The organism is Pseudomonas sp. NFX5, from assembly GCF_049132125.1.
Lineage (GTDB): Bacteria > Pseudomonadota > Gammaproteobacteria > Pseudomonadales > Pseudomonadaceae > Aquipseudomonas > Aquipseudomonas marginalis.
Genome location: NZ_JAFMZG010000021.1, coordinates 132,030 through 147,569, shown reverse-complemented (window position 1 = coordinate 147,569; position 15,540 = coordinate 132,030). Strand labels below are relative to the sequence as shown.

Below are 15,540 nucleotides of genomic sequence, written 5' to 3'. Positions count from 1 at the left end.
GACTCATCAGTCACTCGCTGAACAAGGTAACCACCGAAACTTAACTCAAACTGAATGAACCGCTCTAGATCGCGGGTTTCAGTGATATCAAAACGCGACTATTCCTACAGGAACGGTGCATTCTGCCTTTTCAGTCTACAACAATGCCATCTGTCTGCCCGGTGGACAGAACGCCGTGCAATCCAGATTGAAGCCTTCTCTGCGATCGAGCCCCAGGCGTTTGATCGCCTTGCTGAAGCGCTGGGCCAGCAGGTCGGCGAACGGCCCCTCGCCCCGCATGCGGACGCCGAACCGACTGTCGTAGACCTCACCACCGCGCACCTGGCGCACCAGGCTCATGACATGGGCCGCACGCTGCGGGTAATGCGCCGCCAGCCACTCCTCGAACAGCGGCGCCACCTCCAGCGGCAGGCGCAACATCATGTACGCCGCACTCTGCGCACCGGCGGCATGGGCTTCGGTGAGCAGGCTTTCCAACTCGCTGTCGTTGATCATCGGGATCATCGGCGAGCACAGCACGCCCACCGGGATGCCCGCCCCGCGCATCACCCGTATGGCCCGCAACCGCGCCTTGGGCGCGGCGGTGCGCGGCTCCAGGATGCGCTTGAGCTCATCATCCAGGCTGGTGAGGCTGATCATCACCGCCACAAGGCGTTGCCTGGCCAGCTCCGCCAGCAGGTCCAGGTCGCGCAGGATCAACGAGCCCTTGGTAATGATGGTGACCGGGTGCCGATAACGCAGCAGCACCTCGAGGGTTTGCCGAGTGATCCTGTACTCGCGCTCGATAGGCTGGTACGGGTCGGTGTTGGAACCCAGGTTGATCGGCGCACACACATAGCCCGGCTTCGACAACTGCTGCTCCAGCACGTCGGCCGCGTTGCTCTTGGCGATCAGCCTGGTTTCGAAATCCAGCCCCGGCGACATGTCCCAATAGGCATGGCTGGGCCGTGCATAGCAGTAAATGCAGCCATGTTCGCAGCCACGGTAAGGATTGATGGAGCGGTCGAACGGCAGGTCCGGCGAGTTGTTGCGGGTGATGATGGTCTTGGCCGTTTCGATGCGCACTTCGGTGCCCTGGGTCGGCGGCACTTCCTGGTACCAGCCGTCGTCCTCGGCCACGCTGACGGTGGGCGCAAAGCGGTTGTGCAGGTTGGTGGCCGTGCCCCGACTACGGGGCGGCAGCGGAGTAGACATGAAAGCGCCTCGACACTGTTTTTATATACAGTACCGAGGCGCGAGGTTCCTGACCAGTGCCGTCTGGCGGTCAGTGCTTTTGGGTGACCTGCCCCAGGTCATCGCCCGAGGTGGTGCGCATGTCGTTCTTGCGCAGGTCGGCCACGTCACTGGCTTTCACCGCGGCCCCCTGGTTACCCCAACTGCCACGGATGAAGCTGACCACATCCGCCACTTCCTGGTCCGACAGACGCCAGGCGAACGCCGGCATGGTAAAGGTCGACGGTGCCGTGTGAGTGGCCGGCAATGTGCCGCCGTTCAACACGATGTTGATCAACGACGTGGCGTCCGCCGTCTGCACCACCGGGTTGCCCGCCAACGCCGGGAACACCCGTGTGTAACCATGGCCATCGGTACGGTGGCAGGCCGCGCAGTTGTCGATATACACCGAGGCACCGGGCTTGCTGTCATCGCCCTTCCACAGCGCCTCGGCCACCTGCTTGTCATACTGGTGCGGCTGGTCCTGTGGGTCCACCGCCGGCAGGCTCTTGAGGTAACGGGCGATAGCGGTCAGGTCGTCCTGGGACATGTACTGCATGCTATGCACGACCACGTCGCTCATACCGCCAAACACCGCACTGCGATCACTGCGACCGGTCTTGAGGAATTGCACCAGCTGCGCCTCGCTCCAACTGCCGAGGCCGTCCTTGTGGTCACCGCGCAGGCTCTTGGCGATCCAGCCTTCCAGTGGCGCACTGCCGGACAGGAAGGCCTTGCCGTCAGTCGCGCTCAGGGCTTTTTCCTGCATGGTCAGGGCGCGTGGTGTATGGCACGCGCCACAGTGGCCAAGGCCTTCCACCAGGTAGGCGCCACGGCTGATCACCGGGTCTGCGTCGGCCACGACAGGCTTATCCACCACCTCAGGGGCAAACATCCAGCGCCACGCCGCCAGCGGCCAACGCATGCTCAACGGCCACGGAATGTCGCTGTCCTTGTTCACCTGGGCGACCGGTTCCACGCCCTTCATGAAGTACGCATACAACGCCTGCATATCGCTTTCGCTGACACGCGCATAGGACGGGTAGGGCATCGCCGGGTAAAGCGTACTACCACTCTTGGCGACACCGTGACGCACGGCCTTGTCGAAGTCCTCGAAGCTGTAGTCGCCCAGGCCGGTCTTGTCCGGGGTGATGTTGGTGGAATAGATCACACCGATGGGGGTTTCCATCGGCAGGCCACCGGCGAACGGTTTGCCGCCCTTGGCGGTGTGGCAGGCCACGCAGTCGCCGGCGCGGGCCAGGTATTCGCCCTGCTTGATCAGGTCGGTTTCGGCGGCACTGATCGAGCAGCTGCTGAGCAGGGCAAACGTCGCGATAACAAATGCTTTCATGGTCATCGCTCCTTATGCCTGAACCAGCGGGCCGGGTTTTTTCAGGTACTGCTCGCGGATCGCCCGGGCCGACCAGTAGGTCAATGCCGCCACCAGGCCTGTAGGGTTGTAGCCCAAGCCCTGTGGGAAAGCAGATGCGCCGGGGACAAACACGTTGTGTACATCCCAGCACTGCAAGTAGCGGTTCAGCGCACTGGTCTTCGGGTCGGTCCCCATGATCGCGCCACCGTTGAGGTGGGTGGTCTGGTACGACGCGGTGTTGAAGTGCTCACCGACTTTTTTGCCCAGCACCGCAATCGCCTTGGGGTTCATCGCTTCGGCGACCTTGCCCATTTTCTCGACCATGAAGCGGTTCATCTTGATGTCGTTTTCCTGCCAGTCGAACGTCATGCGCAGCAGCGGCAGGCCGTAGGCATCGCGGTAGACCGGATCCAGATCCAGGTAGTTACCCCGGTAGGATTGATGGGCACCGTGAGCATCCATCGACACCTGGTGGGTGTAGTAATCGGCGGTGGCGCGCTTCCAGGCACTGCCCCAGGCCGGTGTGCCGGGCGGGTTGGACGTACCGGCAATCGGCCGGCTGCCGGCCTGGTTGACCCACATCGGCGAACCGCCCACAAAGCCATGGGGCCCGTGATCGAAGTTGTCGGCGTTGAAATCATCGATGGCCACGCCATTGCCGCCGGCACCGATAAAGTTGTTGGTATGGGTGTCCTTGTCGAAGAACGCCTTGATGGTGGCCATGTTCTGGTAGGCAAAGTTCCTGCCCACCACACCCTCATTGGTCATCGGGTCGTAAGGCTTGCCGATGCCCGACAGCAGCATCAACCGCACGTTGTGGAACTGGAACGCGCCGAGGATCACCAGGTCTGCCGGTTGTTCGCACTCTCGGCCCTGGGCGTCGATGTAGGTCACGCCGGTGGCCTTGCTCTTGGTGCTGTCCAGATTGACCTTGAGCACGTGGGAGTTGGGCCGCAGCTCGAAATTCGGCACCTGGCGCAGCGCCGGCAGGATGTTCACGTTCGGCGAGGCCTTGGAGTACATGTAGCACACGTAGCCGCTGCAAAAACCGCAGAAGTTGCACGGGCCCATCTGCGCGCCGTAGGGGTTGGTGTAAGGCCCGGAGGTATTGGCTGACGGCAGGTTGTAGGGCTTGTACCCGACGCTGGCGGCGGCTTTCTGAAACAGCTGTGCGGAGACTGTGTTCTTTTGCGCTTCCAACGGAAACGGGTTGGAACGGTCCGGCGCATAGGGGTTGCCGCCACGCCCTTCGCCCACCACCTGGCCTTTCACGGTCCAGGCCTGGCCTGAGGTACCGAAGACTTTTTCTGCATAGTCGAAAAACGGCTCCAGCTCTTCGTAGCTCACGCCGAAGTCCTGGATGGTCATGTCCTTGGGAATGAAATGCTTGCCGTAGCGCTCTTCGTAATGGCTGCGCATGCGCAGTTCAATCGGATCGACACGGAAATGCACGCCCGACCAGTGCAAGCCCGCACCGCCCACGCCGTTACCCGGCAAAAACGCGCCGAGCTGACGGTTAGGCAAGGCAACGTCATTCACGCTATGGCGAATCGTCACTGTCTCCTTGGAGATGTCCTGGAAGAGTTTTTTACGCACGCTGTAGGTCAGTTCGTCGATGACCTGGGGATAGTTGCCGTCCGGGTAAGTGTCCTGCATCGGGCCGCGCTCCAGCGCTACCACGTTCAGTCCGGCTTCCGTCAGCTCCTTGGCCATGATCGCGCCGGTCCAGCCGAAGCCGACAATCACCGCATCCACTTTCTTCATGATGGTCGCCACGTTTATGCCCTCTCGCCGCGAATGGATACTGCCGGGAAGGGGTACTGCTCGTTGCGTTCCACCCAGTCCATGAAATCGGCGCGGGCGCCGGGGAAGCCGATCATGGTCCAGCCGACCATGCCTTTGTTGCCACCATGGATCGGGTCGCAGAAGAAGCCTTCCTTGGTGTTTTGCAGCAGCAGGTTGAAGAACATCTTCGGCGGCACCGCGTCAAAATGTGCCGTAACCTCACTGCCGCCCGCCTCCAGGCGCCGCAACATATCGTCTCGGGTAGCGCTGTCTTGCGCAGCAAAAACTTTGCCGTTGAACGCCTTCGACCAGGCATCCGTCGCGGCAATACCCAGGCGATAGATGTCCTTGGGCACCAATTTGCTCTGCCAGCCCATCTCCGGCGGCGCATCGGCATTAAACGGGCCTTGCATGAACCACAGGGCACCGCTGGCGTAAGGCGTGTTCATCTGCCGGTCGATGTACTCCGGCGCGCCAGCTTCCAGGGCGCCGGGGCCTTGGGCATCGGCCGGGATCAAACGCTCGACGGCAGCGTTGATAAACGCCCATTCCTCGGCAGTGAAATAGCTTGGCTCGTAGGCTTTCTCGCTGGCTACAGGCTTAGCCGGCGCGGCCTCGACCGGCGCAGGCGTCGCCATCAGCATCGAACCGCCAAGGCCGGTGCTGGCAACCGTGACCACCGGGATCAAGGTCAAGGATTTGCGTAGAAAGTCACGCCGGGGGTTGTCTTGATCTTGATCAGACATGGTGGCACCTCATCATGTGGTCACGGGGTTATCAGCCGCTTCTAGGGAGTGGCTTGGCGTTGTCGGGCGGCGAACTGGATCCAGGTGATCCAGGGAGATAGAGCGCAGCGCGCAAACAATAGTTACAAATGATAGCAGCCTAAGCATCGAGAGAATCGCTTCAGTGACTAAAGATTGAGGATTCACGATTCTTTGACGCACACCTCACACCTCCTTGACCCGCCGTGACCGACTCTGGGCGCCATCAACCACTCCCTATAGGGTGACGTCGCCCATGTACAAGCATCATTGGTTGCCGGCCCTGGGCCTGGCGTTCATGGCACTGTTCACCACAGCTTTTGCGCGGGCCGATGACGCTACGTCCCTTCGTTCTCCAGAATGGGCGCAGCCAGTGGGCGACCGCTACAACCTGCATCAAATGACGCCCACGCTCTATCGCAGCGCATTGCCGGATAGCAAGGCAGCGCCGTTGCTGGAACAGCTCAAGATCGGCACCGTGATCAACTTCCTGCCCGAGTCCGATAGCAACTGGCTGAAGGCGCCAGGCATCCGTCAGGTTCAGTTGAGTTATCGCACCAACCATGTGGATGACTCTGACGTGCTGGCGGCACTCAGGGCGATCAAGGAAGCGGAAGCTGACGGCCCGGTGCTGATGCATTGCAAGCACGGCTCTGACCGCACCGGCCTGATGGCGGCGATGTATCGCGTGGTGATCCAGGGATGGAGCAAGGAGGATGCGTTGAACGAGATGACCCTGGGCGGTTTCGGCACCAGTAACGGCTTCAAGGACGGCGTTCGCTACATGATGAGGGCCGATATCGACAAGTTACGCACAGCCTTGGCGAATGGCGATTGCAGCACCAGCGCCTTTGCCCTGTGCTCGATGAACAGCTGGCTGAACCCGGCGAACAAGGATCACGAGCCCGCCGAGGAAAAAACCGCACTGCTGGTTACCCCCTGAGACGCACTCCCAGGGGGTAGACGAATCAGTCTTTCTTCAGCTTCGGGTTAGGGAAAAACTGCACCGCCTGCACCTTCGGATCCGGCGCTTTCAACGCCGATGTATTGACCCGCGTGCCCAACTCCTTGGGCACCGACAGGCCTTGATCATTCAGCGTATCGGTATACCCGCAGGCCACGCACTCACGATGCGGCACGCTGTCCTCGGTCCACATCTTCAACTTGTCCGGCTCGCTGCACGCGGGGCAGACCGCCCCGGCGATAAATTGCTTTTTGGTAATCACAGGCCCTTCACTCATGCTGCTGCGTCCTCACTCAGGCCGCTGTGGCGCAAGAGTGCGTCAATCGACGGGGCACGTCCGCGGAAGTCGACGAACAGCACCATCGGCGCCTGGGAACCGCCGCGCGCCAGGATCGCCTCGCGGAAGGCACGGCCGGTCTCGGCATTGAGCACACCATCTTCTTCGAATTTGGAGAAGGCGTCCGCCGACAGCACTTCGGCCCATTTGTAGCTGTAGTAGCCCGCGGCATAACCGCCAGCGAAGATGTGCGCAAAGCTGTTGGGAAAACGATTGTAGGCCGGCGGACGCATCACCGACACCTCATCGCGCACGCCTTCGAGCACCTGCGCCACGCTGCGGCCATCACCATGGGTGGCATGCAACTCGAAGTCGAACAGCGAGAACTCCAACTGGCGCACCATCATCAGGCCGGACTGGAAGTTCTTCGCCGCGAGCATTTTTTCCAGAAGGTCCTGGGGCAGTGGCTCGCCGCTTTCATAATGGCCGGAGATCAGCGCCAGGCCTTCCGGCTCCCAGCACCAGTTCTCCATGAACTGGCTTGGCAATTCCACCGCATCCCACGCCACGCCATTGATACCGGACACGCCGGCATGCTCGACGCGGGTCAGCAGGTGATGCAGGCCATGGCCGAATTCGTGGAACAGGGTGGTCACTTCATCGTGGGTCAGCAGGGCAGGTTTGCCGCTGTCGGCCGGAGTGAAGTTGCACACCAGGTTCGCCACCGGGCTTTGCAGCGCACCGTCGATGGTACGACGACGGTCGCGCGCGCCGTCCATCCAGGCACCGCCACGCTTGTTGGCGCGGGCGTAGAGGTCGAAGAAGAAGCGCCCGACGTGCTGGCCGTTTTCCTTGATTTCAAACAGGCGAACATCCGGGTGCCAGGTGTCGAAGCCTTTTTGCTCGGCAATCTCGATGCCGTACAAACGCTGCACGATGGCGAACAGGCCGCCCAGCACCTTGTCGATCGGGAAGTAGGCGCGCAGGGCTTCCTGGGACACACTGTAGCGCTGCTCACGCAGCTTTTCGCCGTAGAAACCGCTGTCCCAGCTTTGCAGGTCGGCGCAGCCTTGTTCGGCGGCGTAGGCCTTGAGCTGTTGCAGGTCCTGGGCAGCGAACGGCTTGCTGCGCTTGGCCAGGTCGCGCAGGAAGCTCAACACCTGGTCGCTGGACTCGGCCATCTTGGTGGCCAGGCTCAGCTCGGAGAACGAGGCGTAACCCAAGAGCTTGGCCAGTTCCTGACGCAGGTCGAGGATCTGTTCCATTACTGGGCCGTTATCGTTCTGACCGGCATTCGGGCCTTGGTCTGACGCACGGGTGCAGTAGGCCGCGTAGATTTCTTCGCGCAGGGCGCGGTCTTGGGCGTAGGTCATGACCGCGTAGTAACTCGGAAACTCCAGGGTGATCAGCCAACCGTCGAGGCCTTTGGCCTGCGCGGCAGCGGCCATCTGCGCCTTGGCCGAATCGGTCAGGCCGGCGAGGGTGGCTTCCTCGGTGACGTGCTTGGTCCACGCCTGGGTGGCGTCCAGCAGTTGGTTGGAGAATTTGCTGCCCAGTTCGGAAAGCTTGCTCTGCACCTCGGCGTAACGTTTTTGCTGCTCAGGCGGCAGATCGATACCCGAGAGGCGGAAGTCGCGCAGGGAATGTTCGAGGATGGTTTTTTGCGCCACGTCGAAACCGGCGGCTTCCGGGCTGTTGGCCAGGGCTTCGAAGGCTTGGAACAGCGCGCGGTTCTGGCCCATCTCGGTGGAGTAGGCGCTCAACGCCGGCAGGCACGCCTCATAGGCTTCGCGCAGCTCGGCGCTGTTGCACACGGCGTTGAGGTGACTGACCGGGCTCCAGGCGGCGCCCAGGCGATCATTCAATTCGTCCATGGCCAGCACCAGGCCGGCCCATGTCGGATTTTTACCCTGGCTTTGCAGGATGCCTTCGATGGCAACACGGTTGTCGGCGAGGATCTGTTCGATGGCCGGTTGCACGTGCTCGGCACGGATCGCCGAGAACGGCGGCAGGTCGTAGGACTGCAGAAGAGGGTTGTTCGCGCTCACGGTTGGCACCTTGGCTGAAGAAACATGTAAGAACAAAGATGGGGCCATCTTAATTACAATCAACGCCCACCGCAGCTATCAGCACATAAGAGAGAGGCTATCGTGACCCTTCGCACCTATCAGAACCACACGCCAACCCTGGGCGCCGGGGCTTTTGTCGATATTTCGGCGGTGGTGATCGGCGATGTCGAAATCGGCACCGACAGCTCGGTCTGGCCGCTGACCGTGATTCGCGGCGACATGCACCGCATCCGTATCGGCGCGCGCACCAGCGTGCAGGACGGCTGCGTGCTGCACATTACCCATGCCGGACCGTTCAATCCTGACGGTTTCCCGCTGCTGATCGGCGATGACGTGACCATCGCCCACAAGGTCATGCTGCATGGCTGCACGGTGGGCAATCGGATTTTGATCGGCATGGGCAGCATCGTGATGGACGGCGCCGTGGTGGAAGACGACGTCATCATCGGCGCCGGCAGCCTGGTGCCACCGGGCAAGAAACTCGACAGCGGTTTTTTGTATGTGGGCAGCCCGGTTAAACAAATCCGCCCGCTGACTGACAAGGAACGCGCCTTTTTCACCTACAGCGCCGCCAACTACGTGAAGCTCAAAGACCTGCACCTGGCTGAAGGATTCGACCAATGACCCTCCCTTACCAAACCGTGCTGTTCGACCTGGATGGCACCCTCACCGACCCACGCGAGGGCATCACCCGCTCGATCCAGTACGCCCTAGGCAAACTGGGCATTGACGAACCCGACCTGAGCAAACTCGAACACTTCATCGGTCCGCCGTTGCTGCAAGCCTTCATGCAGTTCTACGACTTCGATGAGGCCAAGGCCTGGGAGGCGGTGAATTTCTACCGCGAGCGCTTCAAGGTCACCGGGCTGTATGAAAACCGCGTATTCGACGGCGTGATGCCGCTGCTCGAAGACCTGGGCAAGCAGGGCCGCCAGTTGTACGTCGCCACGTCCAAGCCCTGGGTGTTTGCCCGCGAGATCGCGCGGCATTTCGATTTTGCCAGGCACTTCAAGGTGATCTACGGCAGCGAACTGGACGGGACACGCACCAACAAGGTCGAGTTGATTGCGCATTTGATCAGCGAAGAAGGCCTGGACCCGGCGACCACCTTGATGATCGGTGATCGTAAGCACGACCTGATCGGGGCGCGCAGCAATGGCGTGGATTCGGCGGCCGTCGGTTATGGGTTTGGTAGTTTCGAAGAGTTGAACGCCGAAGCGCCGACCTGGCATTTCGAGACGTTGGCGCAGATGCATCAGGCGTTTTTGCAACGGCCCTGAGGCCGCCATCGGGGGCAAGCCTCCTCCCACATTGGGAGCGGCTTGCCCCCGATGAGGCTCTACCGATCAGTACCTTCCAACCGCCTCAACGCAGCCTTGCGCTGCCCCACCGGCAACTCGCCCATCTTCTCTACTGCGGCGTAAAACTTCAGCCAATCCCCGCCTTCCTGCCTGAACAACGCCGCAAACGCCGGCACCCACCGGTCATACAGCCCGAACGGCAACAACCGCGCATTGTTCATCGGCAGGTTCATCCAGGCGTCATAACGCTTGTCCCCGCCCCATTGGCTATCGCGCATCTGCCGGTACTCACGGCGCAACGCCTCGAATTCGGCCGCCTTGGCCTGGCGCATCGCCTCGACGGACAGCGGTTGCACGTAGAGTTTTTCCAGGCGCTTACGGGTATCGAGGATCAACTGGGTAAATTGGTCCCGCTGCTGCCGCGTCGAGCTGCCAAGCGGCGCCAGGCCCTGGGCCGCGCGCCACTGGCGGGTGCCTTCCTGCTCGACGAAGCTGGCAAACGACTCGTTGAATTCGGTGTCGTCCTGCACGTAGAACCGCTGGTGCGCCAGCTCATGGAAGATCAGCGTGGCCAGGCGTTCGTCGCCCCAGTTCATCATCGAATTCATGATCGGGTCGTTGAACCAACCCAGGGTGGAATAGGCTTCAACGCCACCCATCGATACGTCCATGCCTTGCTGGCGCAACAATGCCGCCTCACCCCGTGCCGCGCCCTGGCGGTAATAGCCGCGATAGGCCACGCAACCGGCAATGGGGAAGCAATGGGTTTGAGGCGCCAGGGAAAATTCCTGCGTGGCGAAGACATTCCAGACCACATAAGGTCGGCCAATATCGGCATACAGCCGGTAACTTTGGTTGTCAGGCAGATGCAGGTGTTCGCTGGCGAAGGTTCGGGCTTTCTGTGCTTGAGCCAGATGATCACGCAGCCCCTGTGGCCGCGACGGATCGGCGATGACCTCGGCAACCGGTTCCCGGGCTCGCAACAGCTGCCACTGGCCGCCCGCCAATTGGCTGTAGTAACTGACGCTGGAACAGCCACTGAGCAGCACGACTATCAACCCTGGAAGAAAACGCCTGACCATGCCCCGACCGCTCCTGGGTGATGTGTTCGCCAGACTATCGCGCCTGAAGGGGATTTTTCCACGGCGTGGCGTGTTTATACTCAAACCTCTCCTTGCGTTGAGTACCTGCCATGCGCCAGCTCCTGCTTCCCATCGTCGCCCTGTTGCTCAGCGCCTGCGCTTCGACCCCCCTGCCGCCGGTCGACCCGCATCAGGCCTGGGTCGATTTCGCTACGCCAACGCCGGGAGCCAAGCTGGTGATGGCGCAGCGCCTGGATGGTAAGAACCTGCCGGACGGACGCTACTTCCAGGTTTCACCGGGCAGTCACGAGTTGATGGTGCGCTTTGATTTCGAGGTGCCGACCGGCGGCAGCCTCAATGGCTTTGGGCAAACGGCCGACCGCACCTGTTTCATCACGCTGCAGTACGACCATTTCGAGGCTGGCCAACGCTATCGCCTGGAAGGGCGCTCATTGGCCTTCACGCCGAATATCCGGTTGTATAACGCCGCTCGCCAATTGCTGGCGGAAGAACGCAGCGTCAACTGTCTCTGATCAGTCGTTGTTCTTCTGATAGATGATGGCTTTGGTACCGTTCTCACAGCTGCCGACGACCATGGCGACGTCGTGCTTGTCAGCCTCTTCCTTGCTGACAATTTCCAAGGTGTAGGACGGAACCGCGTTCGCCTGGATCTTGACCTCAATCTCTTTCCTGAGCTCTTCGCAGTCTTTTGGTGCGGCCACAGCCGATGTGGCCAACACACCGCAAATGATCGCCAAAGCAAAACGTTTCATGTGTGAAGCTCCCTGAATGCATGCGCACGGGTGTGCGCCTAAGGCTGCATAGGCTATAGGACCACATTCGGGAAACACGAGTTCTGATTTAACGCAGAACAAAATGTGGGAGGGGGCTGGCCCCCTCCCACAGTGGACCTGCGGTGTCAGCTGACCAGCGTGGCATCCAGGCTGATCTTCGCATTCAGCACCTTGGACACCGGGCACCCTTCCTTGGCCTTCTTGCTCAATTCATCGAACTGCGCCTGGCTGGCACCCGGGATCTTGGCCTTGAGCACCAAGTGCACGGCGGTGATCGCGAAGCCGCCATCGACCTGGTCCAGGGTCACTTCGGCCTGGGTGTCGATGCTGTCAGCCTTGAGCCCGGCGTCGCCGAGAATCATGGAAAAGGCCATGGAGAAACAGCCGGCGTGGGCCGCGCCAATCAGTTCTTCAGGATTGGTACCCTTGCCGCCTTCGAAACGGGCCTTGAAGCCGTAGGGCGCTTCGCGCAGCACGCCGGTTTCGGTGGAAATGGAGCCCAGGCCAGTCTTCAGATCACCTTCCCAATGCGCGGATGCCTTTTTAACGATACTCATAGCTTTCTCCTCGAACGGTGGTTTTGCGTCGGTAAGGTTCTGAGGATAGACGCGCCGGCAAAGTTCAGTTGTAAGAGAAACCTAGCGATTAAGTAGGAAATTTCATTGCCGCTATTGAATCTCGGGTATATGCCCTCATTGCATAGAGCATGCACATGAAGCGGCAGGTTTTGGTTCGTCTAGGAAGCCTGCGCCCCCATTGGAGAAGCAGGCTTATGAAATCGCTGTCCGACGTAAAGTTTTCGACCCTCGACCTGGTGCCGGTGCGCGCCAACGGCAGCCCGGCGCAGTCGCTGCGCAATTCCCTGGATTTGGCCCAGCATGTGGAAAAGTTCGGCTACAACCGTTTCTGGGTGGCGGAACACCACAATATGGATGGCATCGCCAGCTCGGCCACCTCGGTATTGCTGGGCTACCTGGCCGGCGGTACCTCGACGATTCGCGTCGGCTCCGGCGGCGTGATGCTGCCCAACCATGCACCGCTGGTGATCGCAGAGCAGTTCGGCACCCTGGAAAGCCTCTACCCAGGGCGTATCGACCTGGGCCTGGGCCGCGCGCCCGGCTCCGACCAGATGACCGCCCGCGCCCTGCGCCGTGAACGCTCCGGCAGTGCGGATGACTTCCCGGAAGACGTGGCCGAACTGATGGCCTACCTCGGCCCACGCACACCGGACCAACGGGTGATTGCGGTGCCCGGCACCGGCACCAACGTACCGGTATGGCTGCTGGGTTCCAGCCTGTTCAGCGCGCAACTGGCGGGCGAACGCGGTTTGCCCTACGCCTTCGCCTCCCATTTCGCACCGCGTTTGATGCACGAGGCGATTCGCGTGTACCGCAACCACTTCAAGCCCTCGGCCGTGCTGGACAAGCCTTACGTGATGCTCGGCATTCCCTTGGTTGCCGCCGACACCGATGAACAGGCCGACTACCTGGCCACCTCGGTGTACCAGCGCATCCTTGCCTTGATGCGCGGGCAAAGCCTGGTCCAGCGCCCCCCCGTGAAAACCATGGACGGCCTGTGGCTGCCCCATGAAAAAGACGCCGTCGGCAGTTTCCTCGGACTGGCAATGGTGGGCAGCCCGGCTAAGATCCGCGCCAAGCTGGAAGTGCTGATCGAACAGACCGGCGCCGATGAATTGATCTTCACCTGCGACCTGTACGAGCACGCCGATCGGATTCATTCCTACGAGCTGCTGGCGCAGTTGATGAAGGGCTAACCCCCCAGGCGAAAAAAAAACCGACGCACCTGTGGCTAGGGAGCTTGCTCCCTAGCCACAGGTGCGTCGGCTTCAAGCCTGCCACACGGGATTAACCGCGCTTGTAGACGATTTCCTTGGTACCACCTTCACAGGTGCCAACCACTTTAGCGTCGGTCGAGGCGCCTTTATCCACGACTTCCAGCGAATAACCCGAAGCGCCCTTGGCGTCGATTTTCGCTGCAATTTCACTTTTCAGCTCTTCACAAGGCTTGCCCGCCGCCAGGGCCGTGCCCGCAATGCTCAACAAACCTACCGCTAACAGGAACTTCTTCATCCGTCACTTTCCTTGCGCTGATTGAAACGAGCGTGCCGAGGCTGCAGGCATCGGCACCCATTGTTTGTAGCGCAGGTTATGGCAATCGGCCAGCCGGCAAGTTCAACCGACGCGATCAACTACTGGCAATTCGGAACCCCACCTTGAGCGTGACCTGGTAGTGGGCAACCTTGCCATCCTTGATATGACCACGGGTCTCCGTCACCTCAAACCACTCCAAGTGCTTGATGCTCTTGTTGGCTTCGGCCAGGGCATTGTTGATTGCGTCTTCGATGCTGGTGGTGGATGAACCTACCAATTCGACTTTCTTGTAGGTGTGATGATCAGACATGGTGTTTCTCCTGAGGGTCGTCAATAAAGCCTAGCAGTCATTGTTCATACTGCTTCTGGCGACGGTTCCTACCCGAAAGTTCAGATTTACTGCACTTTCTGAAAACGCTGGAGTCGGTATCTACACACGCCACTCAATCACTTCAGGAGAATCCACATGGCCAACACTTCTTTACGCAAAGCGTCGCTGGAAAGCATGGAAGCCGAGATTTCGAGCCTGCTCAAGTCCCTTGAGAGCCTCAAGGACGATGCGTCGGATGAGTCGCGCAAAACCCTGAAGGCCCTGAAAAGCAATGCCGAGAATGCCCTCAAGCATTCCCGTCACCTGATCAGCGATGCCTACGAAGAAAGCAAAGTCAAAATCCGCGAAACCGGTGTTGCTACCCGGGATTACGCACAAGAGCACCCATGGACCACCGCCGGCGTCGCCGTTGGCGCACTGGGCCTGCTGGCCGCTTACCTGCTGTGCAAACGCGGTGACTGATTGACCGGCTACACAGGCTGGCGCGCCAGCTCAGCCTTGAGCCAGTGCGCCAACTGACCCGCGCGCCCGTCTGCGGCGCGCTTGGGTAGCCACAACGCCAGGTGCGCCGGGGTTTCACTGAAACCCCACGGCGCCACCAGGCGACCTGCGCGCAGGTCCTCTGCTACCAGCGGTTTTGGCGCAATCGCCACACCCAACCCTGCAACCGCCGCCTCCAGCAAATAATACAAATGCTCAAAACCCTGGCCGTGTTTCAACGCGCCGGGCTCGATGCCGTGCCGTTGCGCCCAACTGGGCCAGGCTTGCGGACGGGACGTGGTGTGCAATAAAGCTTCGCCACACAAGGCGTGCGGCGGCGCCTGGCGCAGGCGCTCATAGCCGGCAAAACGCGGGCTCATCACCGGGCCGATACGCTCGCTCGCCAGCTCATACACCTGCATATCCGCCGGCCACGGCGGTTCGGCGAAGACCAGCAGGGCGTCGAGGCCGGGGCGTCGAGGGTCGAGGTCGCCGTCGCCTGCCGACAGGTGCAGGCGCAGGTCCGGCAGGTCGGCATTCAAGCGGCCCAGGCGCGGGATCAACCAGCGCGCCAGCAGACTGCCTGAGCAGCCGAGCACGAAAGGTGCGTCGGCGCTGGCCTGGGTGAGTTCGGCGCACACGTCCCGCAAGCGCTCGAACGCCTCGGCGCTGGCATCTCGCAACCGCACACCTGCATCTGTGAGTTTAAGGCCGCGCCCGTCCTTGATGAACAGGCTGACACCCAAATGCTCCTCCAGCACTTTCAACTGACGGCTGACCGCACCGTGGGTCACGTGTAATTGCTCGGCAGCCTGGCTGACGCTGTTGAGGCGGGCAGTGGCTTCAAATGCGCGCAGGGCATTGAGGGGCGGGAGGTCGCGGCTCATCTGTGAGTTTTCCTGACAGGTTGCAGCGATCTTATCGGTTTTCAGCGCCGGATGTGAGGGGTAGAGTGGCCGTCATTGCTTCCCATACAGAATTCCTACCTGGAGCGTCCC

Annotated in this window: 18 protein-coding genes; 6 read left to right on the top strand and 12 right to left on the bottom strand. The window is 61.0% G+C overall.

Features of this window, described 5'->3' with window-relative positions; all coding sequences use genetic code 11:
* Positions 1–135: 135 nt before the first annotated feature.
* The 4 genes from J1N02_RS13820 to J1N02_RS13805 form a co-directional block, all read right to left on the bottom strand.
* On the bottom strand, positions 136–1,194 hold the full coding sequence (locus tag J1N02_RS13820) for a PA0069 family radical SAM protein (RefSeq protein ID WP_421147415.1): 1,059 nt from the start codon (positions 1,192–1,194) through the stop codon (positions 136–138).
* Between the two features lie 70 nt (positions 1,195–1,264).
* Entirely contained in the window at positions 1,265–2,563 is a 1,299-nt protein-coding gene (locus J1N02_RS13815; RefSeq protein WP_027608121.1) for a cytochrome c, read from the bottom strand.
* Positions 2,564–2,575: 12 nt separating this feature from the next.
* Positions 2,576–4,360, bottom strand: coding sequence for a GMC family oxidoreductase (locus J1N02_RS13810; RefSeq protein WP_315871170.1), 1,785 nt, complete (start codon positions 4,358–4,360; stop codon positions 2,576–2,578).
* A 2-nt stretch (positions 4,361–4,362) separates the two neighbouring features.
* Positions 4,363–5,115: a gluconate 2-dehydrogenase subunit 3 family protein gene (locus J1N02_RS13805; RefSeq protein WP_141605196.1), complete on the bottom strand. Its 753-nt coding sequence runs from the start codon at positions 5,113–5,115 to the stop codon at positions 4,363–4,365.
* Between the two features lie 274 nt (positions 5,116–5,389).
* On the opposite strand from J1N02_RS13805, the gene J1N02_RS13800 reads away from it, so the two are divergent.
* Positions 5,390–6,076: a tyrosine-protein phosphatase gene (locus tag J1N02_RS13800; protein WP_108573551.1), complete on the top strand. Its 687-nt coding sequence runs from the start codon at positions 5,390–5,392 to the stop codon at positions 6,074–6,076.
* A gap of 25 nt (positions 6,077–6,101) precedes the next feature.
* Here J1N02_RS13800 and J1N02_RS13795 read toward each other — a convergent pair whose 3' ends face one another.
* Both J1N02_RS13795 and prlC read right to left on the bottom strand, forming a co-directional pair.
* Positions 6,102–6,374, bottom strand: a complete 273-nt coding sequence (locus tag J1N02_RS13795) for a YheV family putative zinc ribbon protein (protein ID WP_027608125.1) — start codon at positions 6,372–6,374, stop codon at positions 6,102–6,104.
* A complete protein-coding gene (gene prlC, locus J1N02_RS13790; protein ID WP_169898816.1) occupies positions 6,371–8,470 on the bottom strand; it encodes an oligopeptidase A in 2,100 nt (699 codons plus the stop codon). Before prlC ends, J1N02_RS13795 begins: the two co-directional genes overlap by 4 nt.
* 54 nt (positions 8,471–8,524) lie before the next feature.
* Between prlC and J1N02_RS13785 the strand changes: the two genes are divergently transcribed.
* Both J1N02_RS13785 and J1N02_RS13780 read left to right on the top strand, forming a co-directional pair.
* Complete coding sequence (locus tag J1N02_RS13785) at positions 8,525–9,067, top strand: gamma carbonic anhydrase family protein (protein WP_027608127.1); 543 nt, start codon at positions 8,525–8,527, stop codon at positions 9,065–9,067.
* Positions 9,064–9,723, top strand: a complete 660-nt coding sequence (locus tag J1N02_RS13780) for an HAD family hydrolase (protein WP_027608128.1) — start codon at positions 9,064–9,066, stop codon at positions 9,721–9,723. Before J1N02_RS13785 ends, J1N02_RS13780 begins: the two co-directional genes overlap by 4 nt.
* Positions 9,724–9,782: 59 nt before the next feature.
* On the opposite strand, the gene J1N02_RS13775 is transcribed toward J1N02_RS13780, so the two are convergent.
* Complete coding sequence (locus tag J1N02_RS13775; RefSeq protein ID WP_027608129.1) at positions 9,783–10,826, bottom strand: aminopeptidase; 1,044 nt, start codon at positions 10,824–10,826, stop codon at positions 9,783–9,785.
* Between the two features lie 110 nt (positions 10,827–10,936).
* On the opposite strand from J1N02_RS13775, the gene J1N02_RS13770 reads away from it, so the two are divergent.
* Complete coding sequence (locus tag J1N02_RS13770) at positions 10,937–11,359, top strand: hypothetical protein (protein WP_027608130.1); 423 nt, start codon at positions 10,937–10,939, stop codon at positions 11,357–11,359.
* Here J1N02_RS13770 and J1N02_RS13765 read toward each other — a convergent pair whose 3' ends face one another.
* On the bottom strand, positions 11,360–11,599 hold the full coding sequence (locus J1N02_RS13765; RefSeq protein ID WP_017734725.1) for a DUF1161 domain-containing protein: 240 nt from the start codon (positions 11,597–11,599) through the stop codon (positions 11,360–11,362). It abuts the gene before it with no gap.
* A gap of 146 nt (positions 11,600–11,745) precedes the next feature.
* A complete protein-coding gene (locus tag J1N02_RS13760; RefSeq protein WP_027608131.1) occupies positions 11,746–12,177 on the bottom strand; it encodes an OsmC family protein in 432 nt (143 codons plus the stop codon).
* A 215-nt stretch (positions 12,178–12,392) separates the two neighbouring features.
* On the opposite strand from J1N02_RS13760, the gene J1N02_RS13755 reads away from it, so the two are divergent.
* Positions 12,393–13,394: an LLM class flavin-dependent oxidoreductase gene (locus J1N02_RS13755; protein WP_021491416.1), complete on the top strand. Its 1,002-nt coding sequence runs from the start codon at positions 12,393–12,395 to the stop codon at positions 13,392–13,394.
* Positions 13,395–13,485: 91 nt separating this feature from the next.
* Here J1N02_RS13755 and J1N02_RS13750 read toward each other — a convergent pair whose 3' ends face one another.
* Together J1N02_RS13750 and J1N02_RS13745 are read right to left on the bottom strand one after the other, a co-directional pair.
* Positions 13,486–13,710: a DUF1161 domain-containing protein gene (locus tag J1N02_RS13750; protein ID WP_005783407.1), complete on the bottom strand. Its 225-nt coding sequence runs from the start codon at positions 13,708–13,710 to the stop codon at positions 13,486–13,488.
* A gap of 115 nt (positions 13,711–13,825) precedes the next feature.
* Positions 13,826–14,041 carry a dodecin gene (locus J1N02_RS13745; protein ID WP_027608132.1) on the bottom strand — a complete coding sequence of 72 codons (216 nt, stop codon included), beginning with the start codon at positions 14,039–14,041 and terminating at the stop codon, positions 13,826–13,828.
* Between the two features lie 156 nt (positions 14,042–14,197).
* Between J1N02_RS13745 and J1N02_RS13740 the strand changes: the two genes are divergently transcribed.
* Complete coding sequence (locus J1N02_RS13740) at positions 14,198–14,524, top strand: DUF883 family protein (RefSeq protein WP_003170746.1); 327 nt, start codon at positions 14,198–14,200, stop codon at positions 14,522–14,524.
* A gap of 8 nt (positions 14,525–14,532) precedes the next feature.
* On the opposite strand, the gene J1N02_RS13735 is transcribed toward J1N02_RS13740, so the two are convergent.
* A complete protein-coding gene (locus tag J1N02_RS13735; RefSeq protein ID WP_108573543.1) occupies positions 14,533–15,429 on the bottom strand; it encodes a LysR family transcriptional regulator in 897 nt (298 codons plus the stop codon).
* Between the last annotated feature and the right edge of the window lie 111 nt (positions 15,430–15,540).